Annotated in this window: 26 protein-coding genes and 1 tRNA gene; 10 read left to right on the forward strand and 17 right to left on the reverse strand. The window is 62.3% G+C overall.

Features of this window, described 5'->3' with window-relative positions; translation table 11 throughout:
• Positions 1 to 21 precede the first annotated feature (21 nt).
• The 4 genes from HGI47_RS12835 to HGI47_RS12850 form a co-directional block, all read right to left on the reverse strand.
• Positions 22 to 97: transfer RNA gene (locus tag HGI47_RS12835), tRNA-Lys, on the reverse strand.
• A gap of 37 nt (positions 98 to 134) precedes the next feature.
• Positions 135 to 644, reverse strand: a complete 510-nt coding sequence (gene folK / locus HGI47_RS12840; protein WP_168853197.1) for a 2-amino-4-hydroxy-6-hydroxymethyldihydropteridine diphosphokinase — start codon at positions 642 to 644, stop codon at positions 135 to 137.
• Complete coding sequence (gene aguB, locus HGI47_RS12845) at positions 641 to 1,489, reverse strand: N-carbamoylputrescine amidase (protein WP_168853161.1); 849 nt, start codon at positions 1,487 to 1,489, stop codon at positions 641 to 643. The genes folK and aguB overlap by 4 nt, the downstream gene beginning before the upstream one ends.
• Before the next feature lie 63 nt (positions 1,490 to 1,552).
• Entirely contained in the window at positions 1,553 to 2,404 is an 852-nt protein-coding gene (locus HGI47_RS12850) for a class I SAM-dependent methyltransferase (protein ID WP_168853162.1), read from the reverse strand.
• Between the two features lie 78 nt (positions 2,405 to 2,482).
• Between HGI47_RS12850 and msrA the strand changes: the two genes are divergently transcribed.
• Positions 2,483 to 3,019, forward strand: a complete 537-nt coding sequence (gene msrA, locus HGI47_RS12855; RefSeq protein ID WP_168853163.1) for a peptide-methionine (S)-S-oxide reductase MsrA — start codon at positions 2,483 to 2,485, stop codon at positions 3,017 to 3,019.
• Here the strand turns inward: msrA and dapE are convergent.
• From dapE to rpmH, 7 genes are all read right to left on the reverse strand, one after another.
• Entirely contained in the window at positions 3,016 to 4,146 is a 1,131-nt protein-coding gene (gene dapE / locus HGI47_RS12860; RefSeq protein WP_168853164.1) for a succinyl-diaminopimelate desuccinylase, read from the reverse strand. The genes msrA and dapE overlap by 4 nt on opposite strands.
• Complete coding sequence (locus HGI47_RS12865; protein ID WP_168853198.1) at positions 4,146 to 4,820, reverse strand: glutathione S-transferase family protein; 675 nt, start codon at positions 4,818 to 4,820, stop codon at positions 4,146 to 4,148. The genes dapE and HGI47_RS12865 overlap by 1 nt, the downstream gene beginning before the upstream one ends.
• Positions 4,821 to 5,309: 489 nt before the next feature.
• On the reverse strand, positions 5,310 to 5,963 hold the full coding sequence (yihA, locus tag HGI47_RS12870) for a ribosome biogenesis GTP-binding protein YihA/YsxC (protein WP_168853165.1): 654 nt from the start codon (positions 5,961 to 5,963) through the stop codon (positions 5,310 to 5,312).
• The gene (gene yidC / locus HGI47_RS12875) at positions 5,960 to 7,756 is read right to left on the reverse strand and encodes a membrane protein insertase YidC (protein ID WP_168853166.1); all 1,797 of its coding nucleotides are present in this window, start codon (positions 7,754 to 7,756) and stop codon (positions 5,960 to 5,962) included. The genes yihA and yidC overlap by 4 nt, the downstream gene beginning before the upstream one ends.
• A 68-nt stretch (positions 7,757 to 7,824) precedes the next feature.
• Entirely contained in the window at positions 7,825 to 8,034 is a 210-nt protein-coding gene (gene yidD, locus HGI47_RS12880) for a membrane protein insertion efficiency factor YidD (RefSeq protein WP_168853167.1), read from the reverse strand.
• Entirely contained in the window at positions 8,031 to 8,432 is a 402-nt protein-coding gene (gene rnpA, locus HGI47_RS12885; protein WP_168853168.1) for a ribonuclease P protein component, read from the reverse strand. The genes yidD and rnpA overlap by 4 nt, the downstream gene beginning before the upstream one ends.
• Before the next feature lie 38 nt (positions 8,433 to 8,470).
• Entirely contained in the window at positions 8,471 to 8,605 is a 135-nt protein-coding gene (gene rpmH, locus HGI47_RS12890; RefSeq protein WP_168853169.1) for a 50S ribosomal protein L34, read from the reverse strand.
• A 156-nt stretch (positions 8,606 to 8,761) separates the two neighbouring features.
• Between rpmH and HGI47_RS12895 the strand changes: the two genes are divergently transcribed.
• Positions 8,762 to 10,084 carry a sensor histidine kinase gene (locus HGI47_RS12895; protein WP_168853170.1) on the forward strand — a complete coding sequence of 441 codons (1,323 nt, stop codon included), beginning with the start codon at positions 8,762 to 8,764 and terminating at the stop codon, positions 10,082 to 10,084.
• 19 nt (positions 10,085 to 10,103) lie between these two features.
• Here the strand turns inward: HGI47_RS12895 and HGI47_RS12900 are convergent, their stop codons facing one another.
• From HGI47_RS12900 to HGI47_RS12910, 3 genes are all read right to left on the reverse strand, one after another.
• Positions 10,104 to 12,410 carry a CDC48 family AAA ATPase gene (locus HGI47_RS12900; RefSeq protein WP_168853171.1) on the reverse strand — a complete coding sequence of 769 codons (2,307 nt, stop codon included), beginning with the start codon at positions 12,408 to 12,410 and terminating at the stop codon, positions 10,104 to 10,106.
• Between the two features lie 390 nt (positions 12,411 to 12,800).
• Positions 12,801 to 13,262 (reverse strand): COG3650 family protein, encoded by a 462-nt coding sequence (locus tag HGI47_RS12905; protein WP_168853172.1) that lies wholly within the window; start codon positions 13,260 to 13,262, stop codon positions 12,801 to 12,803.
• 38 nt (positions 13,263 to 13,300) lie between these two features.
• Positions 13,301 to 14,080, reverse strand: a complete 780-nt coding sequence (locus HGI47_RS12910; protein ID WP_168853173.1) for a universal stress protein — start codon at positions 14,078 to 14,080, stop codon at positions 13,301 to 13,303.
• Positions 14,081 to 14,222: 142 nt separating this feature from the next.
• Here HGI47_RS12910 and HGI47_RS12915 point away from each other — a divergent pair, with 142 nt between their 5' ends.
• The 3 genes from HGI47_RS12915 (at position 14,223) to HGI47_RS12925 (ending at position 16,670) form a co-directional block, all read left to right on the forward strand.
• Positions 14,223 to 14,873, forward strand: coding sequence for an HAD-IA family hydrolase (locus HGI47_RS12915; RefSeq protein WP_168853174.1), 651 nt, complete (start codon positions 14,223 to 14,225; stop codon positions 14,871 to 14,873).
• Positions 14,874 to 15,006: 133 nt separating this feature from the next.
• Positions 15,007 to 16,005 carry a sterol desaturase family protein gene (locus tag HGI47_RS12920; RefSeq protein WP_168853175.1) on the forward strand — a complete coding sequence of 333 codons (999 nt, stop codon included), beginning with the start codon at positions 15,007 to 15,009 and terminating at the stop codon, positions 16,003 to 16,005.
• The gene (locus HGI47_RS12925) at positions 16,002 to 16,670 is read left to right on the forward strand and encodes a hypothetical protein (RefSeq protein WP_206066169.1); all 669 of its coding nucleotides are present in this window, start codon (positions 16,002 to 16,004) and stop codon (positions 16,668 to 16,670) included. Before HGI47_RS12920 ends, HGI47_RS12925 begins: the two co-directional genes overlap by 4 nt.
• A gap of 1 nt (position 16,671) precedes the next feature.
• Here HGI47_RS12925 and HGI47_RS12930 read toward each other — a convergent pair whose 3' ends face one another.
• Both HGI47_RS12930 and HGI47_RS12935 read right to left on the reverse strand, forming a co-directional pair.
• A complete protein-coding gene (locus HGI47_RS12930; RefSeq protein ID WP_168853176.1) occupies positions 16,672 to 17,355 on the reverse strand; it encodes a spermidine synthase in 684 nt (227 codons plus the stop codon).
• A gap of 107 nt (positions 17,356 to 17,462) precedes the next feature.
• The gene (locus HGI47_RS12935; RefSeq protein WP_168853177.1) at positions 17,463 to 18,971 is read right to left on the reverse strand and encodes a S10 family peptidase; all 1,509 of its coding nucleotides are present in this window, start codon (positions 18,969 to 18,971) and stop codon (positions 17,463 to 17,465) included.
• A 273-nt stretch (positions 18,972 to 19,244) separates the two neighbouring features.
• On the opposite strand from HGI47_RS12935, the gene HGI47_RS12940 reads away from it, so the two are divergent.
• Positions 19,245 to 20,801 (forward strand): acyl-CoA synthetase, encoded by a 1,557-nt coding sequence (locus HGI47_RS12940; protein ID WP_370521712.1) that lies wholly within the window; start codon positions 19,245 to 19,247, stop codon positions 20,799 to 20,801.
• 13 nt (positions 20,802 to 20,814) lie between these two features.
• Entirely contained in the window at positions 20,815 to 22,116 is a 1,302-nt protein-coding gene (locus HGI47_RS12945; protein WP_168853178.1) for a cytochrome P450, read from the forward strand.
• 156 nt (positions 22,117 to 22,272) lie between these two features.
• Here the strand turns inward: HGI47_RS12945 and HGI47_RS12950 are convergent, their stop codons facing one another.
• The gene (locus tag HGI47_RS12950; RefSeq protein WP_168853179.1) at positions 22,273 to 22,692 is read right to left on the reverse strand and encodes a DUF983 domain-containing protein; all 420 of its coding nucleotides are present in this window, start codon (positions 22,690 to 22,692) and stop codon (positions 22,273 to 22,275) included.
• Between the two features lie 60 nt (positions 22,693 to 22,752).
• Here HGI47_RS12950 and HGI47_RS12955 point away from each other — a divergent pair, with 60 nt between their 5' ends.
• The 3 genes from HGI47_RS12955 to HGI47_RS12965 are packed head-to-tail and all read left to right on the forward strand — an operon-like array spanning position 22,753 to position 24,857.
• The gene (locus tag HGI47_RS12955) at positions 22,753 to 23,409 is read left to right on the forward strand and encodes a ferritin-like domain-containing protein (protein WP_168853180.1); all 657 of its coding nucleotides are present in this window, start codon (positions 22,753 to 22,755) and stop codon (positions 23,407 to 23,409) included.
• 43 nt (positions 23,410 to 23,452) lie between these two features.
• Complete coding sequence (locus HGI47_RS12960) at positions 23,453 to 24,064, forward strand: lysophospholipid acyltransferase family protein (protein WP_168853181.1); 612 nt, start codon at positions 23,453 to 23,455, stop codon at positions 24,062 to 24,064.
• Positions 24,057 to 24,857: a DUF1295 domain-containing protein gene (locus HGI47_RS12965; protein ID WP_168853182.1), complete on the forward strand. Its 801-nt coding sequence runs from the start codon at positions 24,057 to 24,059 to the stop codon at positions 24,855 to 24,857. Before HGI47_RS12960 ends, HGI47_RS12965 begins: the two co-directional genes overlap by 8 nt.
• Positions 24,858 to 25,556: the final 699 nt, after the last annotated feature.

The raw sequence follows: 25,556 nt of genomic DNA on the forward strand, positions 1-25,556 counted from the left end.
CCCAATCGATTCGGAAAATGGTGGTGAGCCCTGCTGGGTTCGAACCAGCGACCTACTGATTAAAAGTCAGTTGCTCTACCGACTGAGCTAAGGGCCCGCACTGTTGCGCCGCGTTCGGCGCACTGCGTGGCGCGTCACCTAGGGGGCGTGGGCCGGGCGGTCAAGCCTGTCTTCAGGCGATAGGCAAGTTGCTTGATTGTGAAGCCGGTGACCGGATCGCGCCAGCAGGGGGCTATCGCCGCCACCGGGCCGAGAACGAAGGCGCGATTGCGCAATTCGCTGTGGGGCACGGTCAGCCGGTCATCGCTCCAGCAACCGCCGGACCACAGAACCACATCCAGATCGAGCGTGCGCGAGCGCCAGCGCTGGCCCTGACGCTTGCGACCGAAGCGTATTTCGATGGCTTGCAAGGCATCTAGCAGCGCCGGGGGATCAAGCCGGGTTTCGACCAACACGGCGCCATTGGCGTATTCGCGCTGCGACGGGCCGATAGGGCGGCTGCGAATCAGCGGGCTTGTTGCAAGGACAATCACCCCTTCCCCGGTCAGCGCCTGCGCCGCCGCGCGCAGCAGCGCTGTCGGCGCTCCATACCTGGGATGACGCTGGTTGGAGCCGAGCGCGACGAGATAGCGATGCAGCGTCAGATATCCTCGGCCAGACGCCCGTAAAGCTGCGGGCGGCGATCACGGAAGAAGCCCATCCCTGCACGATGCGTCGCCGCGCGCGTCAGATCGATGGTGGCGTGAAGCACGCCGGTTTCGCCCGCGCCGAACTCGGTAATGAAATCGCCCCATTCGTCGCTGATGAAGCTGTGGCCATAGAACTTCTGCCCGTCTTCGGTCCCGATCCGGTTCGCCGCGATCACCGGCATACAGTTCGAAACCGCATGGCCCAGCATCGCGCGCCGCCACATGCGGCTGGTATCGAGGTCCGCGTCATAGGGTTCGCTGCCGATGGCGGTAGGGTAGAACAACAATTCCGCACCCATCAGCGCCATCGCGCGCGCACATTCGGGATACCACTGGTCCCAGCACACGCCCACGCCAATGCGCGTGCCGCACACATCCCACACCTTGAACCCGGTGTTACCGGGACGGAAATAATACTTCTCTTCATAGCCGGGGCCATCGGGGATGTGGCTCTTGCGGTAGATGCCCATCACTTCGCCATCGGGTCCGATCATGGCGAGCGTGTTGTAGTAATGGTGCCCGTCGCGCTCGAAAAAGCTGGTGGGGATGGCTATGCCGTGCGCCTTGGCCAACTTTTGCATCTCGCGCACCGAAGGGTCTTGCCCCAGCGGACAAGCCAGCGAAAAAAGCGCCTCGTCCTCAACCTTGCAGAAATAGGGACCGGCAAAGAGTTCGGGCGGCAAAACAATCTGGGCGCCACCAAGCGCAGCCTGTTCGACCAGCGCGGCGGTTGCAGCGATGTTCTCGGCCTCACCCCCGTTCAGGGCGAGTTGCAGGGCGGCGACGGTGATCTCGGTCATGGCAGGTGACCTAAGCCCCCTGCCCCCGTTATTCAACCGTCGCCGTGCCCGATCACGCCAGCGTCAGGGGCGTTTGCGGAAAAGGAGCGTCATGCGGTCGCTCTCACCGATAGCGGTAAGTCGGGCCTTTTCTTCGTCGCTGACTTTCACCTGAAAGGTCGGCGGCAGAGTCCAGACGCCTTCGGGCCAGTTGGCCGGATCTTTGGGGTTGGCATTCGCCTCGCTCTTGCCGACGAAGCTGAACCCGTGGATTTCCATGAACTTGATGATGTCAGCTTCGCGCAGATAGCCTTTGGAACCATCGGCATAGGCATAGGGTGCGTCTGGCTTGGCGCGGTGCTGTTCGATGCCGACCATGCCATCGGGCTTCAACAGATCACGCATCTTCTTGATCTCGCTGTCCGCCATGTTCGAGCGGAGCAGGTTATGCATCATGCGCATCACCAAGATGCGGTCGAACGTGCCCTTCTCTCCTTCTGGAATCGCACCGAGTTGGAAGGCGGTGAACTTGTCCGCAGGCTGCTTCGACCATTCGGCCACTTCGCCGGGAAACTTTTCAACGGCGGCTTGGGTGGCAGCCTGACGCTGCGCATTAGCGCTGCTGGCATCGGCAAAGAGGCCGACGAGTTTGCCCTTGGGCGCAAGATAGATGCCAAGCAGGCGCGAATACCAGCCACCGCCCGGTGCATATTCGCCCACTTTCATCGCGGGGCCGACATCAAAGAACGCCAGCGTCTGATCCGGCTTGCGATACTTGTCGCGCGCAGCGTCATCCTTGCGTAGCGGATCGGCCACGGCAGCGGCCAGCGCAGGATCGACCTTGGCAGCGGCATGATCGGCGTGCTGGGCGAAGGCGGGCATCGCAAGGCTGCTTCCGGCGACCACGGCCAGCAGGGCAAGGCTCATTTTGCGCATCAGGTAATTCTCCAACGGGGGCGATGACAAGCGAGGTGTGCCTGCCTATCTCGGTGTCATACAAGGAGAATACGACGCATGAGCGAACAAGCAACGGCCATTCTGGCAGGCGGATGTTTCTGGTGCACCGAAGCCGTGTTTCGTGACGTGATAGGCGTCAGCAATGTCGAGAGCGGTTATATCGGCGGTACGGTAGAAAACCCAACGTACAAGCAGGTTTGCAGCGGCACAACCGGGCACGCCGAAGCGATCCGCGTGACGTTTGATACCGGGGTCATCGGACTGGACCAGATCCTGGACATTTTCCTTGCCACGCACGACCCGACGCAACTGAACCGTCAGGGCAACGATGTGGGCACGCAGTATCGCTCTGCCATGTTTCCGGCAGACGAGGAGCAGAAGGCCGCGATGGAAGCGGCCATTGATCGGGCGCAGCCAGATTGGCCGCAGCCCATCGTCACCACCATCGAGCCGATGGCCACGTGGTATCCGGCGGAGGACTACCATCAGGAGTATTGGGACGGCGAAGGGCAGCGCAATCCCTACTGCCTTGCCGTGATCCCGCCCAAGCTGATGAAGCTGCGCAAGAGTTTTGCAAGCAAGGTGAAGAGCTAACCAGCCAGTGCAGCCAATGTGATCCGGCGGTAGATGCGTTGGAGGGTCACCAAATCCTCCAGCGCCACCGCTTCATCCTTCTTGTGCATCGTGGCGTTGCACAGGCCGAATTCCACCACAGGACAGACCGCACGCAGAAATCGCGCGTCCGACGTGCCGCCGCTGGTGGAAAGTTCGGGATAGAGGCCGGTTTCGGCCTTCACTGCATCGGCAATCAGCGTGGAATAATCGCCGGGCAGCGTGATGAAGCTTTCGCCCGAAATGACCGCGCGCACCTCGCCCTTGTGGCGGTGGGCAATGGCTTCGACCTGCTCGATCAGGCTTTTGCCGGTGTGGCGGTCGTTGAAGCGGATCGAGATGCGGGCGTGGGCTTCTGCCGGGATGACATTGGTGGCCTTGTTGCCCACCTCAAGGTCGGTCACTTCAAGGTTGGAAGGCTGGAACCATTCGGTGCCCTCGTCCAGCACCAGCGCATCCAGATCAGCGAGCAGCGCGACAAGGCGTGGGATAGGGTTGTCGGCAAGGTGCGGGTAGGCAACGTGGCCCTGCGCGCCCTTGCAGGTGATCCACATGTTGACCGAGCCACGCCGACCGATCTTCACCATATCGCCCAAGCGGTGGACCGAGGTAGGTTCGCCCACCAGGCACAGGTCGGGTTCGGCCTTCAGCTCGCGGATCAGTTCGATCAGCGGGACGGTGCCGTAACGCGCAGGGCCTTCCTCGTCCCCGGTGATGATGAAGCTGAGCGTGCCCGCTTCGGCGGGTATTTCAGCCGCAGCAGCAACCATCGAGGCAACGGAGCCTTTCATGTCCACAGCGCCGCGTCCGTAGAGCAATTCGCCGCGCCGTTCGGCCTTGAAAGGCCCAGAGGTCCACCCCTCACCCGGCGGCACGACATCAAGGTGCCCGGCAAAGGCGAAGTGGCGCGAGTCTTCCGGTCCCCTGCGGATGGCGAACATGTTCTCAACCGGGCCATCGGGCGCTTCGCCCGCGATGAAGCGGTGGATTTCGAACCCCAGCGGCGCAAGCATCGCTTCAAAGCAATCGAAAACCGCGCCCGTGGCGGGGGTGACGCTTTCGCAATCGATCAGGCGTTCAGCAAGAATGACGGGATCAAGCGCGGGCATCAGCGGGCAGGCTCCTCAAACTGTTCGATGGTCCAGCCTTCGCTTTCGGCAGCCTCGATCCAAGCCTGCATCCACTCGTGCGTCCAGACCGCTTCCATATAGGTCATCGCAAAGCCCGGAACGGGCACGCCGTAGGTCATGAAGCGCGAGACGACGGGGGCGTAGATGATGTCGGCAGCGCAGAAGGTGCCGAACAGGAAAGGGCCGCCCTTGCCGAAGCGGGCGCGGGCTTCTGCCCAAAGCGTGAGGATGCGGACGATGTCGGCGCGGACCTCGGGCGTGATTTCCACGCCTTCCACGCGCTTACGGATGTTCATCGGAAGCTGGCTGCGCAGCGGCAGATAGCCGGAGTGCATTTCGGCAACCATCGAGCGGGCCATCGCACGCGCGGTTTCATCCTTGGGCCAGAAACGATCACGCCCGACCTTGTCGGCAAGGTAATCGATGATGGCAAGGCTGTCCCACACCACCGGGGCATCGGGGCCTTCACCGTCCCACAGGATCGGCACTTTGCCCGATGACGGGGCCAGATCATCGGCCCGGCGCAGGTGATCCCATTCCTCGCCATAGAGCGGGACAGTGATTTCCTCGAACATGATGCCCGATTGCTTGGCCGCCAGCCAGCCGCGCAAGGACCAGCTTGAATAGTTCTTGTTGCCGATGATCAGCTTCATCGTGTTCGCCCCGCTTCGCTTTTGGGGCGCGTAGCCGTTCAGCTTCGCGCTGTCGAGCATGAACAGGTTTACACAGTTTACACGGTCCAAAGGAGAAAGTGTCTGGTCGCTTTCAAGCAGTTCGCGAAGGCGCGTTTCGGTGAGCGCGGGCGCGGCGGTGCCGTGACGTGCGAGCACGTTACGGGCGGTGTGGCGGGTGACCGGGAGGGGATCGCGGTGGGGCATGGCGCGCGGGAGCGTGGGGTCGCACCGGGCCTGTAGGACAGCGGGGATTGCGCCGGAATGGTGGGGTGTTGAAGAGTTGGGCTGGGCTGCGATGCCTGCTTCGTTCAGGCCCGCAAACCCGCTCATCCTGAACTTGTCGAAGGATGCTGATGCAAGCACTGTGCTTGATGCTTCGACAGGCTCAGGATGAGCGGGCCTGGCTCAGGGTGGGGTTGGAACATGCCCTCCCCCAACCCCTCCCGCATGCGGGAGGGGAGTAAACGGTCAGACCAGCGAGTCCTGCAGCACCGCGGCGCGCAGTTCTTCGATACCCATCTTCTTTTCGGATGAGGTCACGATAATCTCGGGGTAAGCGGCAGTGCGCTTGCGAGCGGCGGCGATGGTGGCGGCGGTGACCGCTTCCAGTTCGGTGGACTTGATCTTGTCCGCCTTGGTCAGGACCACGCGATAGCCGACGCCCGCTTCATCGAGCATCTGCATCATGTCTTCATCGACCGGCTTCACGCCGTGGCGGCTGTCGATCAGCAGCAGGGTGCGTTTGAGCACGACGCGGCCACGCAGAAAATCGCGGACCAGACGGCGCCAGTTCTCAACCACTTTGGGCGGGGCCTTGGCAAAGCCATAGCCGGGCATGTCCACCAGACGCAGGCGCGTGGGTTCGCCCACTTCGAAGTAGTTCAATTCCTGCGTGCGCCCCGGCGTGACCGAGGTGCGGGCAATGGACTTGCGACCGGTCAGCGCATTGAGCAGCGACGATTTGCCGACGTTGGAACGGCCCGCAAAGGCGATTTCCGGCACATCGGGATCGGGCAGGAATTTCAGCGCTGGGGCCGATTTGATGAACTCCACGCGGCCTGCAAAAAGCAGACGCGCCTGTTCGATCAGTTCGGCGCGGGCGGCCTGTTCTTCTGGTGTCACCGGGTCTTCGGCTTCCGCGTGGAAGCCGCCTTCTGATCACGCGCAACGGCACGATCGACGTCGAGCTGGTCCTTGTCGGCCTGAGCCTTCAATTGCGGGTGCTTGCTGTAGAGATACTTCTGCTGCGCGATGGTCAGCACGTTCGAGGTGATCCAGTAGATCAGCAGGCCAGCCGCGAAGGGGGCCATGACGAACATCATGATCCACGGCATGAACGCGAAGATCTGCTGCTGCGCCGGGTCCATCGCCGCCGGTTGCAGCTTGAACTGCGCCCACATGGTGATGCCGAGCAGGATCGCCAGCACACCGATGGCAAGAAAGCCGGGCGGATCGAACGGCAGCAGGCCGAACAGGTTCAGGATGTGCGCCGGATCGGGCGCGGAGAGATCCTTGATCCACAGCGCGAAGGGCTGGTGACGCATTTCGATGGTCAGCGTCAGCACCTTGTAGAGCGCGAAGAACACCGGGATCTGAAGGAAAATGGGGAGGCACCCGGCGAGAGGATTGACCTTCTCGCGCTTGTACAACTCCATGATTTCCTGCTGCTGCTTCTGCTTGTCGTCCTTGTAGCGTTCCTGCAGCGCCTTCATCTTGGGCTGAAGCGCGCGCATCGCCGCCATCGAGGCGAACTGGCGCTGGGCGATGGGGAACATCACGCCGCGCACGATCAGCGTGAGCAGGATGATCGCCACGCCGAAGTTCTTGACCAGCTTGAACAGCGAATCGAGTAGCCAGAAGATCGGCTTTTCGAACCAGCGGAACCAGCCCCAGTCAATCGACAGGCTGAAATTGGCGACGCCCGCTGCCTCATACTTTTCGAGAACGCTGTTTTCCTTGCCGCCCGCGAAGAGGCGGACCGACTGCGACTGCTGCTTGCCCGGTGCGACCGAGACGTTGGGATAAATCAGATCGGCGCGGAACACGCCCGGCGCGGTGGCGCGGAAAGCGCCTTCAGCCTTGGCCCCGGCATCGGGGATCAGCGCGGAAAGCCAGTAGATATCGGTAAAGCCGATCCAGTTGGTGCCCCCCTTGAGCGGGACGGCCTGCCCCGGCGCTTCGGCAACAGTCGAATAGTTGTTTTCGAACGTCACCGAGCCATCGAGGGCGGCAATCGGGCCGGAATGGAGTTGCCAGGTATCGAGACTGGCAGTCTTGTCCGTCCGGCTGACCAGCGCGAAGGGCTTGACCACTACCGGGGTTGCGCCGGTGTTGGCCACCGTCTGCGTGGCGGTGATCATATAGTCCGCATCGATCGCATAGCGGATCGAGAACGTCTGCCCGGTAGGGTTGGTCCAGCGCAGGGTGACCGGGGTCTGCGGCGTCAGCTTCGCGCTATCGGCGGTCCACATCGTGTTGGTATCGGGCGTGGCGATGCCTTCGCCCACCCAGCCCATCTGGGCATAGTGCTGCGCGGGCGTTCCAGCGGGCGAGAACAGGCGCACGGGCGCGCTGTTCTTTTCCGCAGTCTCGGTATGACGGGCCAGCGTTACGTCATCAACCAGCGCGCCTTTGAGATTGATCGAACCCTTGAGGCCCGGCGCATCAATCGGCAGGCGGTGCCCGGCGGCGAGTTCGGCGCGCAGATCCTTCTTTTCCAGCGCGATATCGCCCGCGTTGCGCAGGCCACCTTCGCGCGTGGGCTTGCCGTCGGCGACGGCAGGCGCGGTCGCCGTGGCCGTGGCGGCAGGCTTTACGTCGGCCTGCGGGTAGAACCAGCGCATCGCGCCTTCCCAGCCGAGCAGCAGCAGACCGGTAAGGACCACTGCCAAGATGACGTTGCGCTGATTCTGCACCGGGTTTTGCGTCCTGTTATTCTATGGCGCGCAAGGCGACCTGAAATTGTATGTCCCAGGGAACGGGCCTAAGGAACGGGATCGTATCCGCACCCACCCCACGGGTGGCAGCGCAATAGCCGCTTCGCCGCCAGCCAGCCACCCTTAATCGCGCCATGCTTTTCCAGCGCTTCAATCGCATATTGCGAGCAGGAAGGGCTGAAGCGGCACGATGGTGGCAGGATGCGCGAAGGTCCGAGTTGCCAGCCGCGCGCAATAAGGATGAGCAGGCGTTTCATTTGCCCCGCCCGTGGTGCGCGCGCGGGCCACCGCGCTTTCTTGGCGGATCGCCCTTACCCTCGGCAGCGCGTGAGAGGGCGACGGCCAGTTCTTCGCGCAGCAGGGCGAAATCGCGTTCCACCCCGCCTTCGCGGCCAATCATCACATGATCAGCACCGGCAATGCCCGCATGCGGCAAGGCTTCGCGCAGCAGGGCGCGGAAGCGGCGCTTCATGCGGTTGCGAACGACCGCGTTGCCGATCTTTTTGGTGACGGTTACGCCAAAGCGCATGTCCGCTTCATCGGCGGGCGCGCAATCGCGGTTTACCAACAGCACGAATCCGGGCCTTGCGACCCGGATTCCGCGATTGGCAGCAACGAAATCTGCCCGCTTCCGTATCGTGGCGATCCGGGTCATGCCCGCTTTCGCCGGAACAGGAAGCTGGCTGTCAGGCTTCAGGCCGACAGCTTCTTGCGGCCGCGTGCGCGGCGAGCGTGCAGAACCTTGCGACCACCGACGGTGGCGGCACGGGCGCGGAAGCCGTGACGGCGGGCACGCACGAGGTTGCTGGGCTGGAAAGTGCGCTTCATCGGTTTTCTCTTCTCTATCGAATCTGTGGACTGGCCATGCCACACAGGCAGCACGCCGGAATCAGGGGGTGGCCGATAGGCGACGGGGCCGGTTGCGTCAAGCCTGTGCCCCTTCAATACGTTGCCGCGTTCCGTCTTAACGTTTAGGCACGCGCGATGAACAGGGAAAACGAATCCCGCGAACCGTCATCGTGCCTGCACTGGTGGCAGCGTGCGCCCCGCATTCCCACGCTGGCGCTGTTCGTGGTGGTAGCGCTGGCACTGCTGGGCACCTTTGCGCTGATCCTTGCAACGGTGGAGGCAGAGCGCTCGCAACGGCAGCAGGCTGCGCGGACGAGCGCGATTCTCGAATCGCTGGATCAGATCGTGCGTGCGACGATGAGCGGGGAGACGGGGCAGCGCGGCTACTTCATCACTAGCGATACGCGCTATCTGGCGCCTTACCGCGAAGGGCGGGAGCGCTATGGCCAGGAAATGGCGCGGCTGCGCCAGCAGATGGGCGATAAACTGCCGGTCGAGCAGGCGGACCTGCTGGCAGAGATCGCGCGGCTGGGCGATGCCAAGTGGGCCGAAATGACCGGCGTTATCGAACTGGTGGAACAGCGGCGCATCCCGGACGCACACGCGCGAGTGCTTTCCGATGAGGGCCAGTTGGCGATGACTGGGCTGCGCCGGGCGGTGGCGAAGCTGGAAGATATCGAGCGCGTGCGGTTGGCGCAGGCCGTGCAGAATGCCGCAGCGGCAGAGGCGCGGATCCTGCCATCGTTGGCTGCGCTGTTCGTGGTGATCGTCTGCGCTCTGGCGTTGGGCTTGTGGCAGGCCATCCGCAGTGCCGAAGCAGAAGCGCTGGCGGCCAATGCTGCCGTGATTGCCGAGGCACGCGACCGGGCCGATATTCTGGCGAAGGAACTGAACCACCGCGTCAAGAACCTCTTCGCAGTGATCCTCGCCATCGTGAAGATGAGCGCGCGGGGCGATTCTGCAGCAGCTGCGGCGGTGGATCGTATCGCCAAGCGCATCCACGCGCTCGTCACTGCACATGAAGTAACGCAGGGGTCCGGCAAGGATCAGACGGTCGATTTTGCCGATCTGATCGGCAAGGCGATTGCGCCCTATCGCTCGTCATCGGAACGGTGCGAACTGGAAGGCGGCGAACTCGTGCTGCCCGGAAAGCACGCGGTGCCGCTGGGACTTGTGCTGCACGAACTGGTGACCAACGCGGTCAAATACGGCGCTTGGGCGCAACCGGGCGGGCTGTTGCGCGTGGTGTGGAGCCGCGATGGCGACCGCGCGCGGGTGCTGTGGGAAGAGATCGCTGCTGTGGGGGCTACCGCCCCTGCGGAGGCGGGACGCGAAGGCTTTGGTTCGGCGCTGATCCGGTCATCCGAACGCCAGCTTGGCGGCACGATTACACGGCGCTTTGGCGAGCGCGGGATCGTGTTGGAGATGGACTTCATGCTGGAAGGCGGAGAGGGCTGACCCCTCTCCGCCTTGCGCATCAACCGTGTTTCGATTCGCGCGTGGGCTGAACCATGCCCGGCGTGATGAAGCCGAGCGGGCCGGGGTTCATCGCGCGCTTCTTTAGTTCACCCTTCATCCGGGCGTAGTCGTCTTCCATCTGTTCGGTCACGGTCGCGCGTGACGCTTCCAGCGCGGCGGCGAAGTCTTCCGCCGTCACCTTGTCGACATTCCCACCCCCGCGACGGATAGCGTTAAGCCCCGCACGGCGCACCACGTCTTCCAGATCGGCCCCGGTAAAGCGCGGCGTTTCCGCAGCGACGCTTGCCAGATCAACATCGTCGGCCAGCGGCATATTGCGGGTGTGGATGCCGAGGATGTGGGCGCGGCCCTCCTCGCTTGGTGTGCCGACATAGACCAGTTCGTCGAAACGACCGGGCCGCAAAAGCGCCGGATCGACAAGGTTGGGCCGGTTAGTCGCGCCAATCAGCACGACCGATTGCAGTTCTTCCAGCCCGTCCATTTCGGCAAGGATGGTGTTGACCACCCGCGCCGTCACGTTCGGCTCGCCCTGCCCGCTGCCTCGCGCAGGAACGAGGCTGTCGATCTCGTCGATGAACACGACGCAAGGCGCGACCTGACGAGCGCGGGCAAAGAGGCGGGCAATCTGCTGTTCGCTTTCGCCATACCATTTGCTGAGCAGGTCTGACGATTTGATCGCGATGAAGTTGGCCTCGGCTTCCTTCGCCACGGCCTTTGCCAGCAGGGTCTTGCCGGTGCCGGGCGGGCCATAGAGCAGGAAGCCCTTGGCCGGACGGATGCCGAGACGGTGGAAGGCCTCGGGATTCTTCAGCGGCAGTTCCACCCCTTCGCGCAACTTGTCCTGCGCTTCATCCAGACCGCCGATGTCGGCCCAACCGATGGTCGGGGCCTGCACCATGACTTCGCGCATCGCGGAAGGTTGCACCCGCTTGAGTGCCTGCACGAAATCGTCTCGTTCCACCCGAAGGTTGTCGAGCACGTCCTGCGGGATCGTCTGCTGTTCGAAGTCAAGTTGGGGCATGATCCGGCGCACGGCCTCGATGGCCGCCTCGCGTCCCAAGGCTGCAAGATCGGCACCGACAAAGCCATGCGTGGTCCGGGCCAGTTCCTTCAGATCGACATCTTCGGCCAGCGGCATACCGCGCGTATGGATGCCGATGATTTCGCGACGGCCTGACTCATCGGGCACGCCCACCACGATCTCCCGGTCGAACCGGCCGGGACGGCGCAGCGCTTCGTCAATCGCATCGGGCCGGTTGGTGGCCGCGATGACGACAAGGTTCGACCGCGCCTGCAACCCATCCATCAACGTGAGCAACTGGGCGACCAGACGCTTTTCCGCCTCGCCATGAACCTCGCTGCGCTTGGGCGCGATCGAATCGATCTCGTCGATGAAGATGATCGAGGGCGCGTTCTTGGTCGCTTCCTCAAACACCTCGCGCAGGCGCTTTTCGCTTTCGCCATAAGCGGACCCCATGATTTCCGGGCCGTTGATGGTGAAGAACGAGGCGTCGCTTTCATTGGCCACGGCGCGGGCAAGGCGCGTCTTGCCGGTGCCCGGCGGGCCGTGCAGCAGCACGCCCTTGGGCGGATCGACGCCAAGGCGCGTGAACAGTTCGGGATAGCGCAGCGGCAGTTCCACCATCTCGCGCAACTGACGGATGGTATCGCCCATGCCGCCAACGTCATCATAGTTGACATCGGCACGGCTGGAGCGCGGCTCCTCATATTCGGGCCGCAGTTCCACCTCGGTATTTTCGTCGATATGGACCACGCCCTTGGGGCTGGTCGAAACGACGGTGAGGCGGATCTGCGTGAGCGCGAAGGCAGGCGCGTTCAGCATTTGGCGAAGCTGCGGCGGCATGTCCGAACGGCTGACCTGCTGCTGCCCGGCCGTGGCAACCAGATCGCCCGTAACGAGCGGACGCCCAGCGAAATTGCGCTTCAGGGCCAGCGCAGGCCCTTGCAGACGCAAGTCCTTCTGCGCAGGCGCGAAGACAACGCGCTGGGCCGCACGCGATTCGATGCGATGCACTTCGACGTGCTCGCCTGACCCCACATCGGCGTTAGCGCGCTGCAACCCGTCGAGCCGGATCAATTCCAGCCCTTCATCTTCGGGGTAGGGCTGAATCACGCGCGCAGCCGTGCCGCGCTTGCCCACGATTTCGATCACGTCGCCTTCGGTAACGCCAAGCTGCGCCATGATGTGGCGGCTGACGCGGGCGATGCCATGCCCGCTTTCTTCCTGCCTTGCGCCCGCTACCTGCAAGCGCACGGTACGGGCTTCGGTTGCCGCATCTGCCATGAGTGGTGAAATCCCCTTGAACTGCCGACAGGTTCCGATGTGGGAACCGGCGCGCGGGATTTCAAACGCGGTGACCAGCCGAAAGTTGCGATCCGGCTGCAAGCGCCCGTACTGCAGACAAAAAGGACCCGGCAGTTGCCCGCCGGGTCGGAAAGTTTTGGGAGAGGATGCCTGAAAGGCAGGTTCTGTATGCACTGCACCCAGAATTTGTGCAATTGCGAAATGATCTACATTGGTTGCAGTTTTTGCAATTTACATATTAACTTCATGTTTTATTGGGGAAACATAGTTGTTTCGTACGAAACGATACCGGTTCGTTCCGTTCACAATGGATTGTGGAGATAGGTTGCGGATCGGGATGGTGCGTCGCAACAGGCTGCTTGTATCCAATCAACGGGCACAGCCGCGCTGCACGTCTGGTCCAATGCGGCGGATCACGGCCAGCGGATACACTGTGTCCGACATGCCATCCGAACAGGTCTGCCGCGTCACTTCGAGTTCGAGCGGCTTGCCATCAATTGTGGCCGAATGAATCATCGCATCGCCCGAGCGACGCATCGTGGCAGGAACGGTCAGGCCATCGGGCATGTCAGGCGTCGAATAGGTCAGTTTGCCATCCTGCACCTGCACCGACCAGAACGGCTCGGTGCCGATGGCGCGGAAGCGAATGAGAATATCACCAGCGGATGCCTGATCGGCAGCGCCGGCGATTGGCGTAGGCGATGGTTCCTCAACCGGGGTAGCTATCTCGGAAGGCGTTGCGCTACCCGATGGCTCCGGGTCAGAAGGCGCAGAACAGGCTGACAGCAAGACAAGCGCCAGCAGCGTCGAAAATGGCAATCTGATCATCATCTGCGCCGTTTTCCCCAGCGCGGCCCTTGCGCCAAGCCTCAATGCGCCAGCAGCAGCGGGATCTGCGACCGGTCGAGCATATCGCGCGATACACCACCCAGCAGCAGTTCGCGCAAGCGGCTGTGGCCGAACAGCCCCATCACGATCAGCCCTGCGCCGATATCGCGGGCGCATTCCTCGATCGTGAAGGCAATCGACCCGTTACGTTCGCGTTCATGCGATTCGGCATGGATGCCGTGGCGCGACAGATATTTGGCGGCGTCGGCAGCAGGGAAGTTGTTTTCCTTTTCGCGCACCGTCAAAAGATGCACCTCGTTTGCAATTTGCAGCAGCGGCATAGCGGCGCGCATCGCATTGGCCCCTTCATGGCCACCGTCCCAGGCGATAAGCGCAGGCTTATCAAAACTCAGCATCGGAACGCCGCGTGGCACACCCAGAACAGGCGCGCGCAGGCTGAGCGCCATTTCCTCCACCACCGGGTCAGACAGGCTGCCGATGACCACATCGGCAAAGCGCGCAGCAGCGGCAGCGGCGGCAATGCGTTCCTGATCGAGCACTTCGATATCGAAAGGCACGTCCTGCGAGGCAAAACGCTGGTCAAGTTCCGCAGCCAGTTTCTCGTTCGCCTCTCGCGCTTCGTTGAGCGCATAGGCCGAGACGGCAACGCCGCCGAACGGCTCCCACGCGGCCATCTGGGCAAAGGGCGTGGCGATCTGGAAGGTGACGTGTCCGCTGGAAGCGCGGGCAAGCGCCAGTGTCGTTTCGATCCGGTCATCCAGAGCTTCGGTAATGTCCAGCGGGCAAAGAATGGAGCGCATCGGGATCCTCCTTTTTCAATGTCCCAACCGTCCTCCTGCAGAGTGGACCATGCCATGACCTAGGTCAAATCGGCGCAAATATCGCAGGTTGCCCGCATTCATCGATCGGTTAAAGCTGGGACAGCAGACGATAGGGGGCAAGATGACATTCGCAGCAGTGATCTTCGATTTTGGCGGCGTCATCACGTCCTCCCCCTTCGAAGCGTTCAACCGGCTTGAGGCGGCGCGCGGGCTACCGCAGAACCTTGTGCGCAAGATCAATACGCTGAACCCGGACACGAACGCCTGGGCGCTGTTCGAACGGGCCGAAATAGATGCGGCCGAGTTTGACAGGCTCTTTGCCGAAGAAGCCCGCGCACTTGGCCATGAACTGGATGGCGCGTCGGTGCTAGCCGTGCTGGCAGGCGCCGTGCGCCCGGCGATGGTAGACGCGCTCGATCGGTTGAAGGCTGAGGGATACCGCCTTGGCTGCATCACCAACAACGTGCCGACCGGCCACGGCGCAGGCATGGCCCGCAGCGATGATGCGCGCGACGAGATGGAGCAGATTTTCGCCCGGTTCGAACATGTGATCGAAAGCAGCAAGGCGGGTGTGCGCAAGCCCGATCCTCGCATCTATCTGATGATGTGCAAAAAACTGGAGCTTGCGCCAGATGCCTGCATTTATCTCGATGATCTTGGCATCAACTGCAAACCGGCAGCCGCGCTGGGGATGCACGCGATCAAGGTGACCAGCGGCGAACAGGCGCTGGCCGATCTGGGGCGAGCGCTGGGAATGTCGCTGCTGAACTGACCTGACGCTCGAAACGAAACGCCTTCACCACATACGTCATTCAGCGTGTATCCGCCTGCCGATTGCCGATGATATTACTGTCTATGCAATTGGTATTACTAGCAAAGCTGGTAAGTAATACGGGATCATGCAGATGGCAGGAACGCAGGTAGGCAAGCGGATCATCGGGGCGGAATCGCCGGTGACGATCGGTTGGGAAAACCTGCCCAAGGTTGAAGGCGGGCCGTTCAAGCGCTTCTTCTTCACCTGGTTCCAGCCGGTTACGTTCTTCGCGCTGCTGGCCTTCTGGTATTATGCCCCCAACGATATCGCCAAGGCATCGACCGGCATCTACATCGGCATCGCTTTCAAGGCGCTGCTGCTGGGGCTGGAGTGGGTCAACCCGCGCCACAAGAGCTGGCAGTTAACGTGGAAAGAACTGGTCACCGATCTCTTCTATGTCGGGCTGGGCTATACGGTGCTGCGCATGGTCGATGGCTTCATCGGCGACGGCGCGATCATCGGCATGATCCAGGAACAGTGGGCGATGGACAAGTTCCGCTGGTTCACTGGGCTGCCGCTGCTGGTGCAGGCGTTCCTGATCTCGTTCATCTTCGATTTCGGGCAGTACTGGATGCATCGCGGGATGCACAACTGGTATCCGCTGTGGCTGACTCACGCGCCTCACCACTACATCACGCAGTTGAACATCAACAAGGGCGCGGTCGGCAATCCGGTGGAACTGTTCCTGATCGGGCTTGGCATCGGCGGGTTCTTCGATTTCCTGCCCCGCGCCTTCCTGCTTGCAGGCACGTTCGGCCTGACGGTGAGCATCTACCAGCACATCAACGTGCGCTTCAACACGCCGAACTGGTGGCGCTTCCTGTTCAACACCATCGAACATCACAGCGTCCACCATTCGCGCGATTACGAGGCGAGCCGCAGCAACTATTCGGGCACCTGGATCATCATTGACCGCATGTTCGGCACGGCGGTTGACGGCGAAGCGGAACTGCTCGGCATGGAAGGCGGTCGCCGCATGTCGATCCGCGAGACGATGCACTATCCGTTCACCGAAGGCTGGAAAACGCTGAAGGCCAGGTTCGGGCGCGGACGTTATGATGCTCCCGAAAGTGCGGTGCCGGCAGAATGAGCGGGATCGCAGCGCAGAGCATCTGGCAACAGCCCGCCCCCCAACCGGTAGCCCGCGTGAACCTGCGATACGTCGACTGGATATGGCACGTGCGTGACAGCGTGCCGCTGCCCGAAGGCCAGACCACTGCCGAGGCGCTCAACCGCCTTGAGCCGATGCTCGACCAGATGGATACGACGCATCAGCGCGGTGAATCCACTCTGACGTTCCACCGCAAGGCACCGACGCCGCAAGACCCGCTCTCGGTATTCGAAGACGGTGTTCTGCAGATCGAGGAAACGGCGCAGTGCAAGACCCTGCGTTACCACCTCGTCAGCAAGGCGCTGCTGTTCTGTTTCCTGCTGCCGCTGCTTTTCGTCGGCTTCGGGCAACTCACGATATATGTGGGTGCCTATCAGAAGGCCGCTGCCGAGGCGAAAGAGAAGGCAGCGGGCGACAAGAAGAAGAAGGACGAGCCCAAGGTTCTCGAACTCAATCCCATCGACAAGATGCTGGGCGCGCCTGCCCCTGAAAAGCCGAAGAAGGGCGAAGAGCGCGGGCGCAAGCCATCGGCGACAGCGGCCTATGTCTTTGCGGGAATTTTTGCATTCCTCTTCATCGTGGGGCGATTTCTGGAACCGTGGCTCGTGCGCAAACGGATAGGGGCAGCGCTGGCCGCAGAATAGATCAGGCGCTGGCGAACCAAATCACATGCTTGGCGCCCTTGCCGTTGGTGCGGGCGCGCACTTCCACTTCGTCCACATCAAAGCCCGCCGCCTTCAACCGCTGGGTGAAGTTCGGATCGCGCGCGGCAGACCAGATCGCCAGCACGCCGCCGGGGCGCAGCGCGTCCATCGCGGTGCGCAGGCCGCGCATGGTGTAGAGCCGGTTGTTCTTCGCGCGCACCAGCCCATCGGGTCCGTTATCGACATCGAGCAAGATCGCGTCATAGCCCGTGCCGCCAACCGACAGCGCATTGGCCGAAATCACATCGGCCACATCGGTCATCACCAGTCGCACGCGGCGATCATCAAGGCAGCCTGCTTCGAGTTCTGCCATCGGTCCTTTGGCCCACTGGATGATTTCGGGCACCAGTTCAGCCACGGTAATCTGTGCATCGGCAGGCAGCTTTTCCAATGCCGCGCGCAAGGTGAAGCCCATGCCATAGCCGCCAATCAGCATGGCAGGGCGCTGCGCCTTGGCAATGCGCGCGATGCTCTGCGTCGCCAGCGCGATTTCCGAGCCGTTCTGCCGGGTGCTCATCAGTTCATTGTGGCCCAACACGATCATGAAATCGCGGTCATGGCGGTAGAGCTTCAACTCTTCACCATCGGGGACACGGGCGGTGCCGAGAAGTTCGCGCGCGATCATGGGTGTTGCTCCGCCTGAAGTATAACTCGCGCGCCGTAGGGCGTCCGGCGGGTTAGCGCAACATGCCCTCCCCCCAACCCCTCCCGCCTGCGGGAGGGGTGCAGCGTCTACTTCTGCCGCCGGATGAAATCGCGCAGGTCTGCCGACAGCTTCCTGCGGTCGGCATCGCGCACATACATCATGTGCCCAGCGTCGTAGTAATGGAACTCCACCCGGTCCTGCGGCCAGCCGGGGCGGTTCATCGCATACTCCGCAAAATAGAACGGCGTGGCGAAATCGTACCAGCCCTGACCGACCCAGACCTTGGTCCTGCTGTTTTCGCGCAACGTCCGCGCAAGGCCCGGCGCAACGTTGACATATGTGTCGCGTCCCACGCCGATGCGCCAGTCCCACGGGCCAACGGGGCCGATGGACACATAGCTGCGGTCGGTCTTGTAGCCCAGATCGCCACGCAGATAGGCATTCACCGCCGCCGGATAGCTGGCATCGATGCCGTAGAAGCTGGGATCGTTGTCCGGCTCTTCACCGGTATTATCATAATCCTTGCCGGTATAGCGCGCATCGAGCCTGCCGATGGACAGGCCCCGGTCCCGCAGCAGTTCCTTGTAGAACCGGCCAGGGCTGACGCGCAGATTGGCGCGGTCGAGATAGTCTTCAGACAACCCCGTCAATTGCGCCATCCGCGTCCGCACGCTAGCGCGCTCTTCGGCAGACAGGCTGTTACCCTTTAGCAGCGCCGCCACATAAGGCCCGCTGGCAAAGGCGCGCGCTTCGGCCACCACCGCCTCGACCGTGGCCGGGCGCGGGTTCAGTTTGTTGTGATACCACGCGGCAGCGGCATAGCTGGGCAGATTGCCCATGTGCTGCAATTCATTGCCTTCATCCTCTGCCTCCAGCCCGAAATCGAGCACGGCGGAAATCAGGATCACCCCGTTCAGAGCCACATCGTTGTAGGCGCGGTTCAATTCGGCGGCGACAGCGGCAGAGCGCGTAGTGCCATAGGATTCACCGCCAAGGAATTTGGGTGCGTTCCAGCGATTGTGCTCGTTCAGCCAGAGCCGGATGAACTGCGCGATGGATTCGGCATCGGCCTTCACGCCCCAGAACGTCTTGGGATCGGTCCCGCCCAGCGCATAACTCCAGCCGGTGCCGACAGGATCGATGAACACCAGATCCGCCACATCCAGCAGCGATTCCGGGTTCTCGGTAATGTCATAGGGCGGCGCGCCATCGTCCAGCGCGTCGGGCAGGTTCACCCGCTTCGGCCCGAAAGCCCCCATATGCAGCCACAGACTGCCCGAACCGGGACCACCGTTGAACATGAAGAATACCGGGCGGTTCGGCTCTGGATTGTCTTTCAGATACGTGGTCGAGAATATCGCAGCCGTGGGCTTGCCATCCTTGTCCTTGAGATACGTCTCACCCGCAATCGCGGTATAGGCCACGCGCGCACCGCCGAAGGTTCCGCTGCGTTTTGCCACCACGCGGTTTGGCGCGGATGGTTCGGCATCAGACGATTTCTCCGCCGCCTTTCCGCCATGTCCGTCCGCCGCGTAAAGCGGAACGGGCGCGGCCAGCAAGGCGGCAATGGCTGCAAGCGATACGAAGCGCGACATCGAAGATCCCCTTTGCGCGTGGCGATAACCGGGCTGTGCGCGGTGCGCAATCGTCACCTTTGAAACCAGATGCAAGTTGCAGCCGCCCCGGCGACCAGTCGACAGCTTGCCCTTACGGCTTGGCCGATCAGCACGCTGCGAGGCAATCGGACAAGAATTGCCGCGATGGTGCCAACGGCTTGGCGCAAAACCCGGTTGCGCCCCTTAATTGATCGCTTAAAGTTCACACCAAAGAGGCAGCGCGAGTCTGCCCGCGAACGAGAGGATCAGGCCGTGCAGGGAATTGGGCAATTCCATCCGAAATATCATGCCGCCAGAAATCCCGACCGTCCGGCGGTGATCATGGGCGGCAGCGGAGAGGTGGTGACGTATGCCGCGCTTGAAGCGAAATCGAACCAGTTTGCCCAGTTGCTCCGCTCACGCGGGCTTCAGATGGGCGACACCATCGCGCTCTGCCTTGAAAACCGGGCAGACTTCTTTGCATTGGCATGGGGTGCGCAGCGCGCGGGCCTTGTCTACGTCGCCGTATCCAGCCGCCTCGCCGCGCCCGAAATCGCCTATATCGCACGCGACAGCGGCAGCCGGTTGCTGATCGGTTCGGCCTATACCGCCCCTGTGCTGGATGAGGTGGCAAAGCTGGCCCCCGATGTGGCGCAACTGCGCTTCGACACCGATGGGCCGATGTCGCTCGACGCGGCGCTGGTCGCGATGCCCGATATCCCGATTGCCGACGAACGCGCAGGCTGCGACATGCTCTATTCGTCGGGCACCACCGGCAAGCCCAAGGGCGTGCGCATACCCCTGCCCGAAGACCCTGAGATCGGGGCGGGCAATTCGCTGGTCGCCATCGCCAATCAGGCTTTTGGCATTACCGGCGATGCTGTCTATCTTTCGCCCGCGCCGCTCTATCATGCGGCACCCCTGCGCTGGAGCATGACCATCCACCGTCTTGGCGGCACCGTGGTGGCGATGGAAAAGTTCGATCCCGAACACGCGCTGCAACTGATCGAAAAGTACAAGGTAACCGACAGCCAGTGGGTGCCGACGCATTTCGTGCGAATGCTCAAACTGCCCGACGATGTGCGAACCCGATACGATACCTCCTCTCTGAAATGCGCGATTCATGCTGCCGCGCCCTGCCCGGTGCCGGTCAAGCAGTCGATGATCGCATGGTGGGGTCCGGTGATCCGCGAATACTACGCCGGGACCGAAGGTAACGGATTCACGTTCGTCACCAGTGAGGAATGGCTGCAACGCCCCGGCACGGTCGGCCGCGCAATTCTCGGCACGATCCGCATCTGCAACGAAGAGGGTGACGTTGTGCCCACGCGGCACGAAGGACAGGTGTTCTTCGAAGGCGGCAATCCGTTTGCCTATCACAATGACCCGGACAAGACGCGCGACGCCACCAACAAACACGGCTGGACCAGCCTTGGCGATGTGGGCTGGATGGATGAAGACGGCTACCTGTTCCTGACTGACCGCAAGAGCTTCATGATCATCTCAGGCGGGGTAAACATCTACCCGCAGGAGATCGAGAACCTGCTGGTCACGCACCCCAAGGTGGCCGACGTTGCCGTGATCGGCGCGCCAGACCCGGACATGGGCGAAAAGGTCGTCGCCGTGGTCCAGCCGCGCGACATGGCCGAGGCTGGCCCCGCGCTAGCGGCAGAACTGGCCGAATGGCTGGGGCCACAGCTTTCGCGCGTGAAGATGCCCCGCCAGATCGATTTCCGCGCCGAACTCCCGCGCGAACCCACCGGCAAGCTGTTCAAGCGCCTGCTGCGCGATGAATACAAGCAAGCCCACCAGCAAGACGCTGCGGCCTGAGGGGAAATACGACATGGCAAGTGCTGCTGAAACGTCCTCCGTTCCCGCTGACGTGGGCCGCGCGGTGATCGATCCCAAATCCTATGGCGCATGGGATCCGCTGCTCGACCAGTTCGATGCGCTGCGCGCCGAAACACCGGTGGCCCGCGTCGTCGCCCCGGCTGACGAGCATGAACCGTTCTGGCTGGTATCGGGCTTCGACGCGGCGATGAAAGTGAGCAAGGACAACGCGACCTTCCTCAACAATCCCAAGTCCGCCGTGTTCACGCTGCGCATTGGCGATATGCTGGCCCGTTCGATCACCGGGGGCAGCCCGCATCTGGTGGAATCACTGGTGGCGATGGACGCGCCCAAGCATCCCAAGCTGCGCCGGCTGACGCAGGACTGGTTCATGCCCAAGAATCTGGCCAAGCTGGACGCGGAAATCCGCAAGATCGCCAATGAGGCCATCGACCGGATGCTGGACGCCGGGGAAGAGGGCAATTTCATGGCGCTCGTCGCCGCGCCCTATCCACTGCATGTCGTCATGCAGATCCTCGGCGTTCCGGCGGAGGATGAGCCGAAGATGCTGTTCCTGACCCAGCAGATGTTTGGCGGACAGGATGAGGACATGAACAAGTCCGGCCTGAAAGACCTGCCGCCCGAACAGATCAGCGCCATCGTGGCCGGTGCCGTGGCAGAATTCGAACGCTACTTTGCAGGCATCGCCGCCGAACGCCGCAAGAACCCCGGCGAGGATGTGGCCACCGTCATCGCCAACGCCACGGTCGATGGCGAACCGATGAGCGACCGCGACACCGCAGGCTATTACATCATCACCGCCAGCGCCGGGCACGATACGACCTCTGCCTCATCGGCAGGTGCGGCGCTCGCCCTGGCGCGCGATCCTGATCTTTTCGCGCGCGCCAAGGCGGACCGCAGCCTGCTTCCCGGCATCGTGGAAGAAGCGATCCGCTGGACCACACCGGTGCAGCACTTCATGCGCACGGCGGCGGCAGACACTGAAATAGCCGGACAGAAAATCGCGGCAGGCGATTGGCTGATGATCAATTATGTCGCGGCCAACCACGATCCGGCGCAGTTCCCGAACCCTCGCACGTTCGACCCCACGCGCCCCGCCAACCGCCACCTCGCGTTTGGTGCTGGATCACATCAGTGCCTTGGCCTGCACCTTGCCCGGCTGGAAATGCGCATCTTGCTCGACGTGCTGCTGGACCGGGTGGAAAGCCTTGAACTTGCAGGCGAACCACGCCGCGTGAACTCCACTTTCGTCGGCGGGTTCAAGGCCATGCCAATGCGCTGGAAAGCGGCGTAAAGCACCAAATCCTCCCTGCCTTTGCGAAGAACAGGTGGGGAGGGGGACCGCCAGCGAAGCTGGTGGTGGAGGGGTAAAGGCCCCTCCGTCATCGGCTATGCCGACGACACCTCCCCATTTGCGCTTCGCGAAAACGGGGAGGAATGGACAGCAGAGTTACCCCTCGCCCTTCTCGCGCGCGTTAAGCTTGGCCCACAGGCCTTCGGTTCCGGCCTCGATCGCCTTGTTGACATATTGCGAGGCCACCAGCCAGCCCTTGAACGGGCGCAGCGTAGCAAGGCAGCCGATGCCCAGAATCGGCACAGACGTCAGCACATGCACCCACCACGGCGGCGCATAAGCCACTTCCAGCCACACCGCGAAGAACGTCAGCGGAAAGGCGGTGATGCACAGCGCGAAGAACGCCGGGCCATCGTCGGCATTGGCGAACTTGTAATCCAGCCCGCATTCCGGGCAGGTCTTTTGCAGCTTCAGCCAGCCATCGAACATCGGCCCCTTGCCGCAGCATGGGCAAAGCCCTTTCCAGCCGCAGCGCACGATCCAGTCGAACTTCGGGTTATCGGTGAAGAAAGCCATCCTTTCGCTCTAGGCTTTGGGGGCTGGAACGCAAGGGGTTGACGGGCGTATGATAGCATCGTGCCGAACCCGCTCCTCCGCTTCCGCAAACGGTTCCTCGACGTGCTCGCGTCGATCTACCTCTACAACGAGCATCGCGGTTATACGTCGCTGGACCGGGTGCTTGATGCCGTGCGCCAGCGCTGCCCCGATGATCTGGCTTTCATCGCCGCCATTGAAAAACACCGCGCGGACGAGCGCAAGCACTACGTGATGTTCCGCCGCTGGTTCGAATTGCAGGGCCTGATGCCGCTGGCGGTAGACAGCACCTGCGGCCACATCGACCGCTTCATTTTCAAGGTCTTCGGCTGCACCATCGATGATCTCGATACGCAGGGCGTGATCGCCAGCCCGGATGCCTTCGAACAATTGTGCCGCGTCATCATGCTCACCGAACAGCGCGGGATGCGACAGGTCGATATCCTCCTGCGCAACAGCCACGTCCGCTCGGACAAGGTGATGAAGCGCATCTTCGAAGTGGTTGAGAAAGACGAACCCGACCACTGGATGCCCTATGCCGCATGGCTCGACACGCAGGGCCGCGCCAAGGCCAAATGGCGCGAACGCTGGGCCGATTACTGGATTCACAAGTCGCTGATGCTGGTCAAACTCCCCACCCTGTTCCTGCGGCGCGCAACGCCACGCATGGCCGAATGGCCCGATGCGGTGACGGGTTAGACAGCCATCCCAACCCGCGCTAATCTCTGCCGTGGAGACAAGGATGACCGGGGCAATCGAGGACCGCAGGCCAAGCCTGCTTTCGCGGATCGTGCGAAAAGCGTTGGTTTGGTTTTACCGCAGACGCGGATGGAAGGCTGTCGGCACGCCGCCTGCCGATGGCCGCTGCGTGATCGTGGCAGCGCCGCACACGTCGAACTGGGATTTCGTCAACTTCATCGGCCTGACCGAAGACCTTGGCCTGAAACCCTATTTCATGGCCAAGGACAGCCTGTTCAAATGGCCGCTGGGCGGCTTCATGCGCGATATGGGCGGCGTGTCGATAGACCGGAAGGCGCGCAAGAACGTCGTCGATGCGATGGTGGCAGAGTTCGCCCGGCGTGATCGCTTCATGCTGACCGTCGCGCCAGAGGGCACGCGCGGCAAAGTGGGCCAGTGGCGCAGCGGGTTCTATCACATCGCGCTCAAAGCGGGCGTGCCGATGGTGGTGGGCATGATGGACTATGGCACCAAGACCGGCGGCCTCGGCCCGGCTATATGGCCATCTGGCGATTACGAGGCAGACATGCGCAAGATCTTCGAAATCTATCGCACCGTCACGCCCAAACACCCTGACCGCGGCCTGACCAGCCTGCCGGAGAACACCGATGCTTAGCGCACTCGCCATCAACGCCGCCGTTCTCACGTTGGGAATGCTGGTGCTGTGGCGCGTGGCTGTGAAGATTGGCGATGTAAGCTTCATCGACGCGGTATGGGGCGGCGGCATGGGCATGCTGGCGTTGGCATCGTGGCTCAACGTGCTGGGAGGCCCCGGCGCAAGAGCCAGCCTGATCGCCGCAATGGCCGCCATCTGGGCCGCAAGACTGGCGTGGCATCTATACACCCGCTGGCGCGGACATGGCGAAGACCCGCGCTATGCAAAGATGCTGGGCAAGGCCAAGGCGAAAGGCCAGTTTGCCTCCGCCGCGCTCAAACTGGTGTTCGCCCCGCAGGCGCTGCTGCTGTTCATCACCTGCCTGCCCGCGCAACTCGGCGTGCTGGCCAGCCCGCCCCCTGCACCGCTGGGTGCGCTGGCGATAGCCGGAGCCGCCCTGTGGCTGGTGGGCATCACGTTCGAGGCCGTGGGCGATGCGCAACTCAACGCCTTCCGCGCCGATCCCGCCAACAAAGGCAAAGTCCTGCAAACCGGCCTGTGGCGCTACACCCGCCACCCCAACTACTTCGGCGACGCCTGCGTCTGGTGGGGCATCTGGCTCACCGCCGCCGACGCTGGCCTGTGGGTGGCGCTGGCAAGCGTGATCGGCCCGGTGTTCCTGACGTTCACGCTGACCAAATGGTCGGGCAAACCGCTGCTGGAAAAGGGCATGGAAGAGCGGCGGCCGGGTTATAGGGCCTACGTGGAGCGGACTTCGGGATTTGTGCCTTGGTGGCCGAAGTCTAATGAGTAGCGACTTCAAAAAAGCGGAGCATATAATTGGACGGTGCGGAACCCAACTGGGAAAAAATAGCTGCGATTGGCCAAGTCGCGGGCGCAATCGCAACCTTTTTGGCTGTGATTGCCTCGTTATGGATTGCCCTTCATGGAAGGCGGCCAAGATTGGGGCTCACTGTAGGCGAGCGACACGTCTACGAGGGTGGCGAGTGTGTCGCAAAACTACTTATGTTCGAGGTAGCGAACGCCGGAGAACGCCCCGTACACATCCGTGGTGTAGGATGGCAGACAGGTTGGCTCCGTTGGGGGCCTCAATATTTGCGAAGGCAACCCGCAGTTCAGCTTTTCGGTGGGACCGGTATGGGACAAGAACCGCCATTTGAGCTTCAACCGGGAGCGGCAATCTCCAGTTATGCACAAATAGCCAACGTGATTGAGCATAGTTCTCAACGCAGATCTAAGCCGCTGTTTACGCGTGATTGGCCCGTGCTTGGTCGTAGAACTACCCGAATACGGGCTTATGTTTATACGGCCGACGGGTACACGTTCACGGCTAGGCCGGAGAAGGGACTATTGAAGGCTGTGAGCGATGCTGAAAAGTCAGCGCTGACTGCAGGCTGAATCACTGACCGGCTGACGCCGGTAGGATCAAGCGGTGGGGCTAAAGCCGTCCTTGTGGGTATGTCGGTCGAGGTAACGCATGATGATGTCATCG

It is taken from the genome of Novosphingobium sp. ERN07, from assembly GCF_012641335.1.
In the GTDB taxonomy this organism is placed as follows: domain Bacteria; phylum Pseudomonadota; class Alphaproteobacteria; order Sphingomonadales; family Sphingomonadaceae; genus Novosphingobium.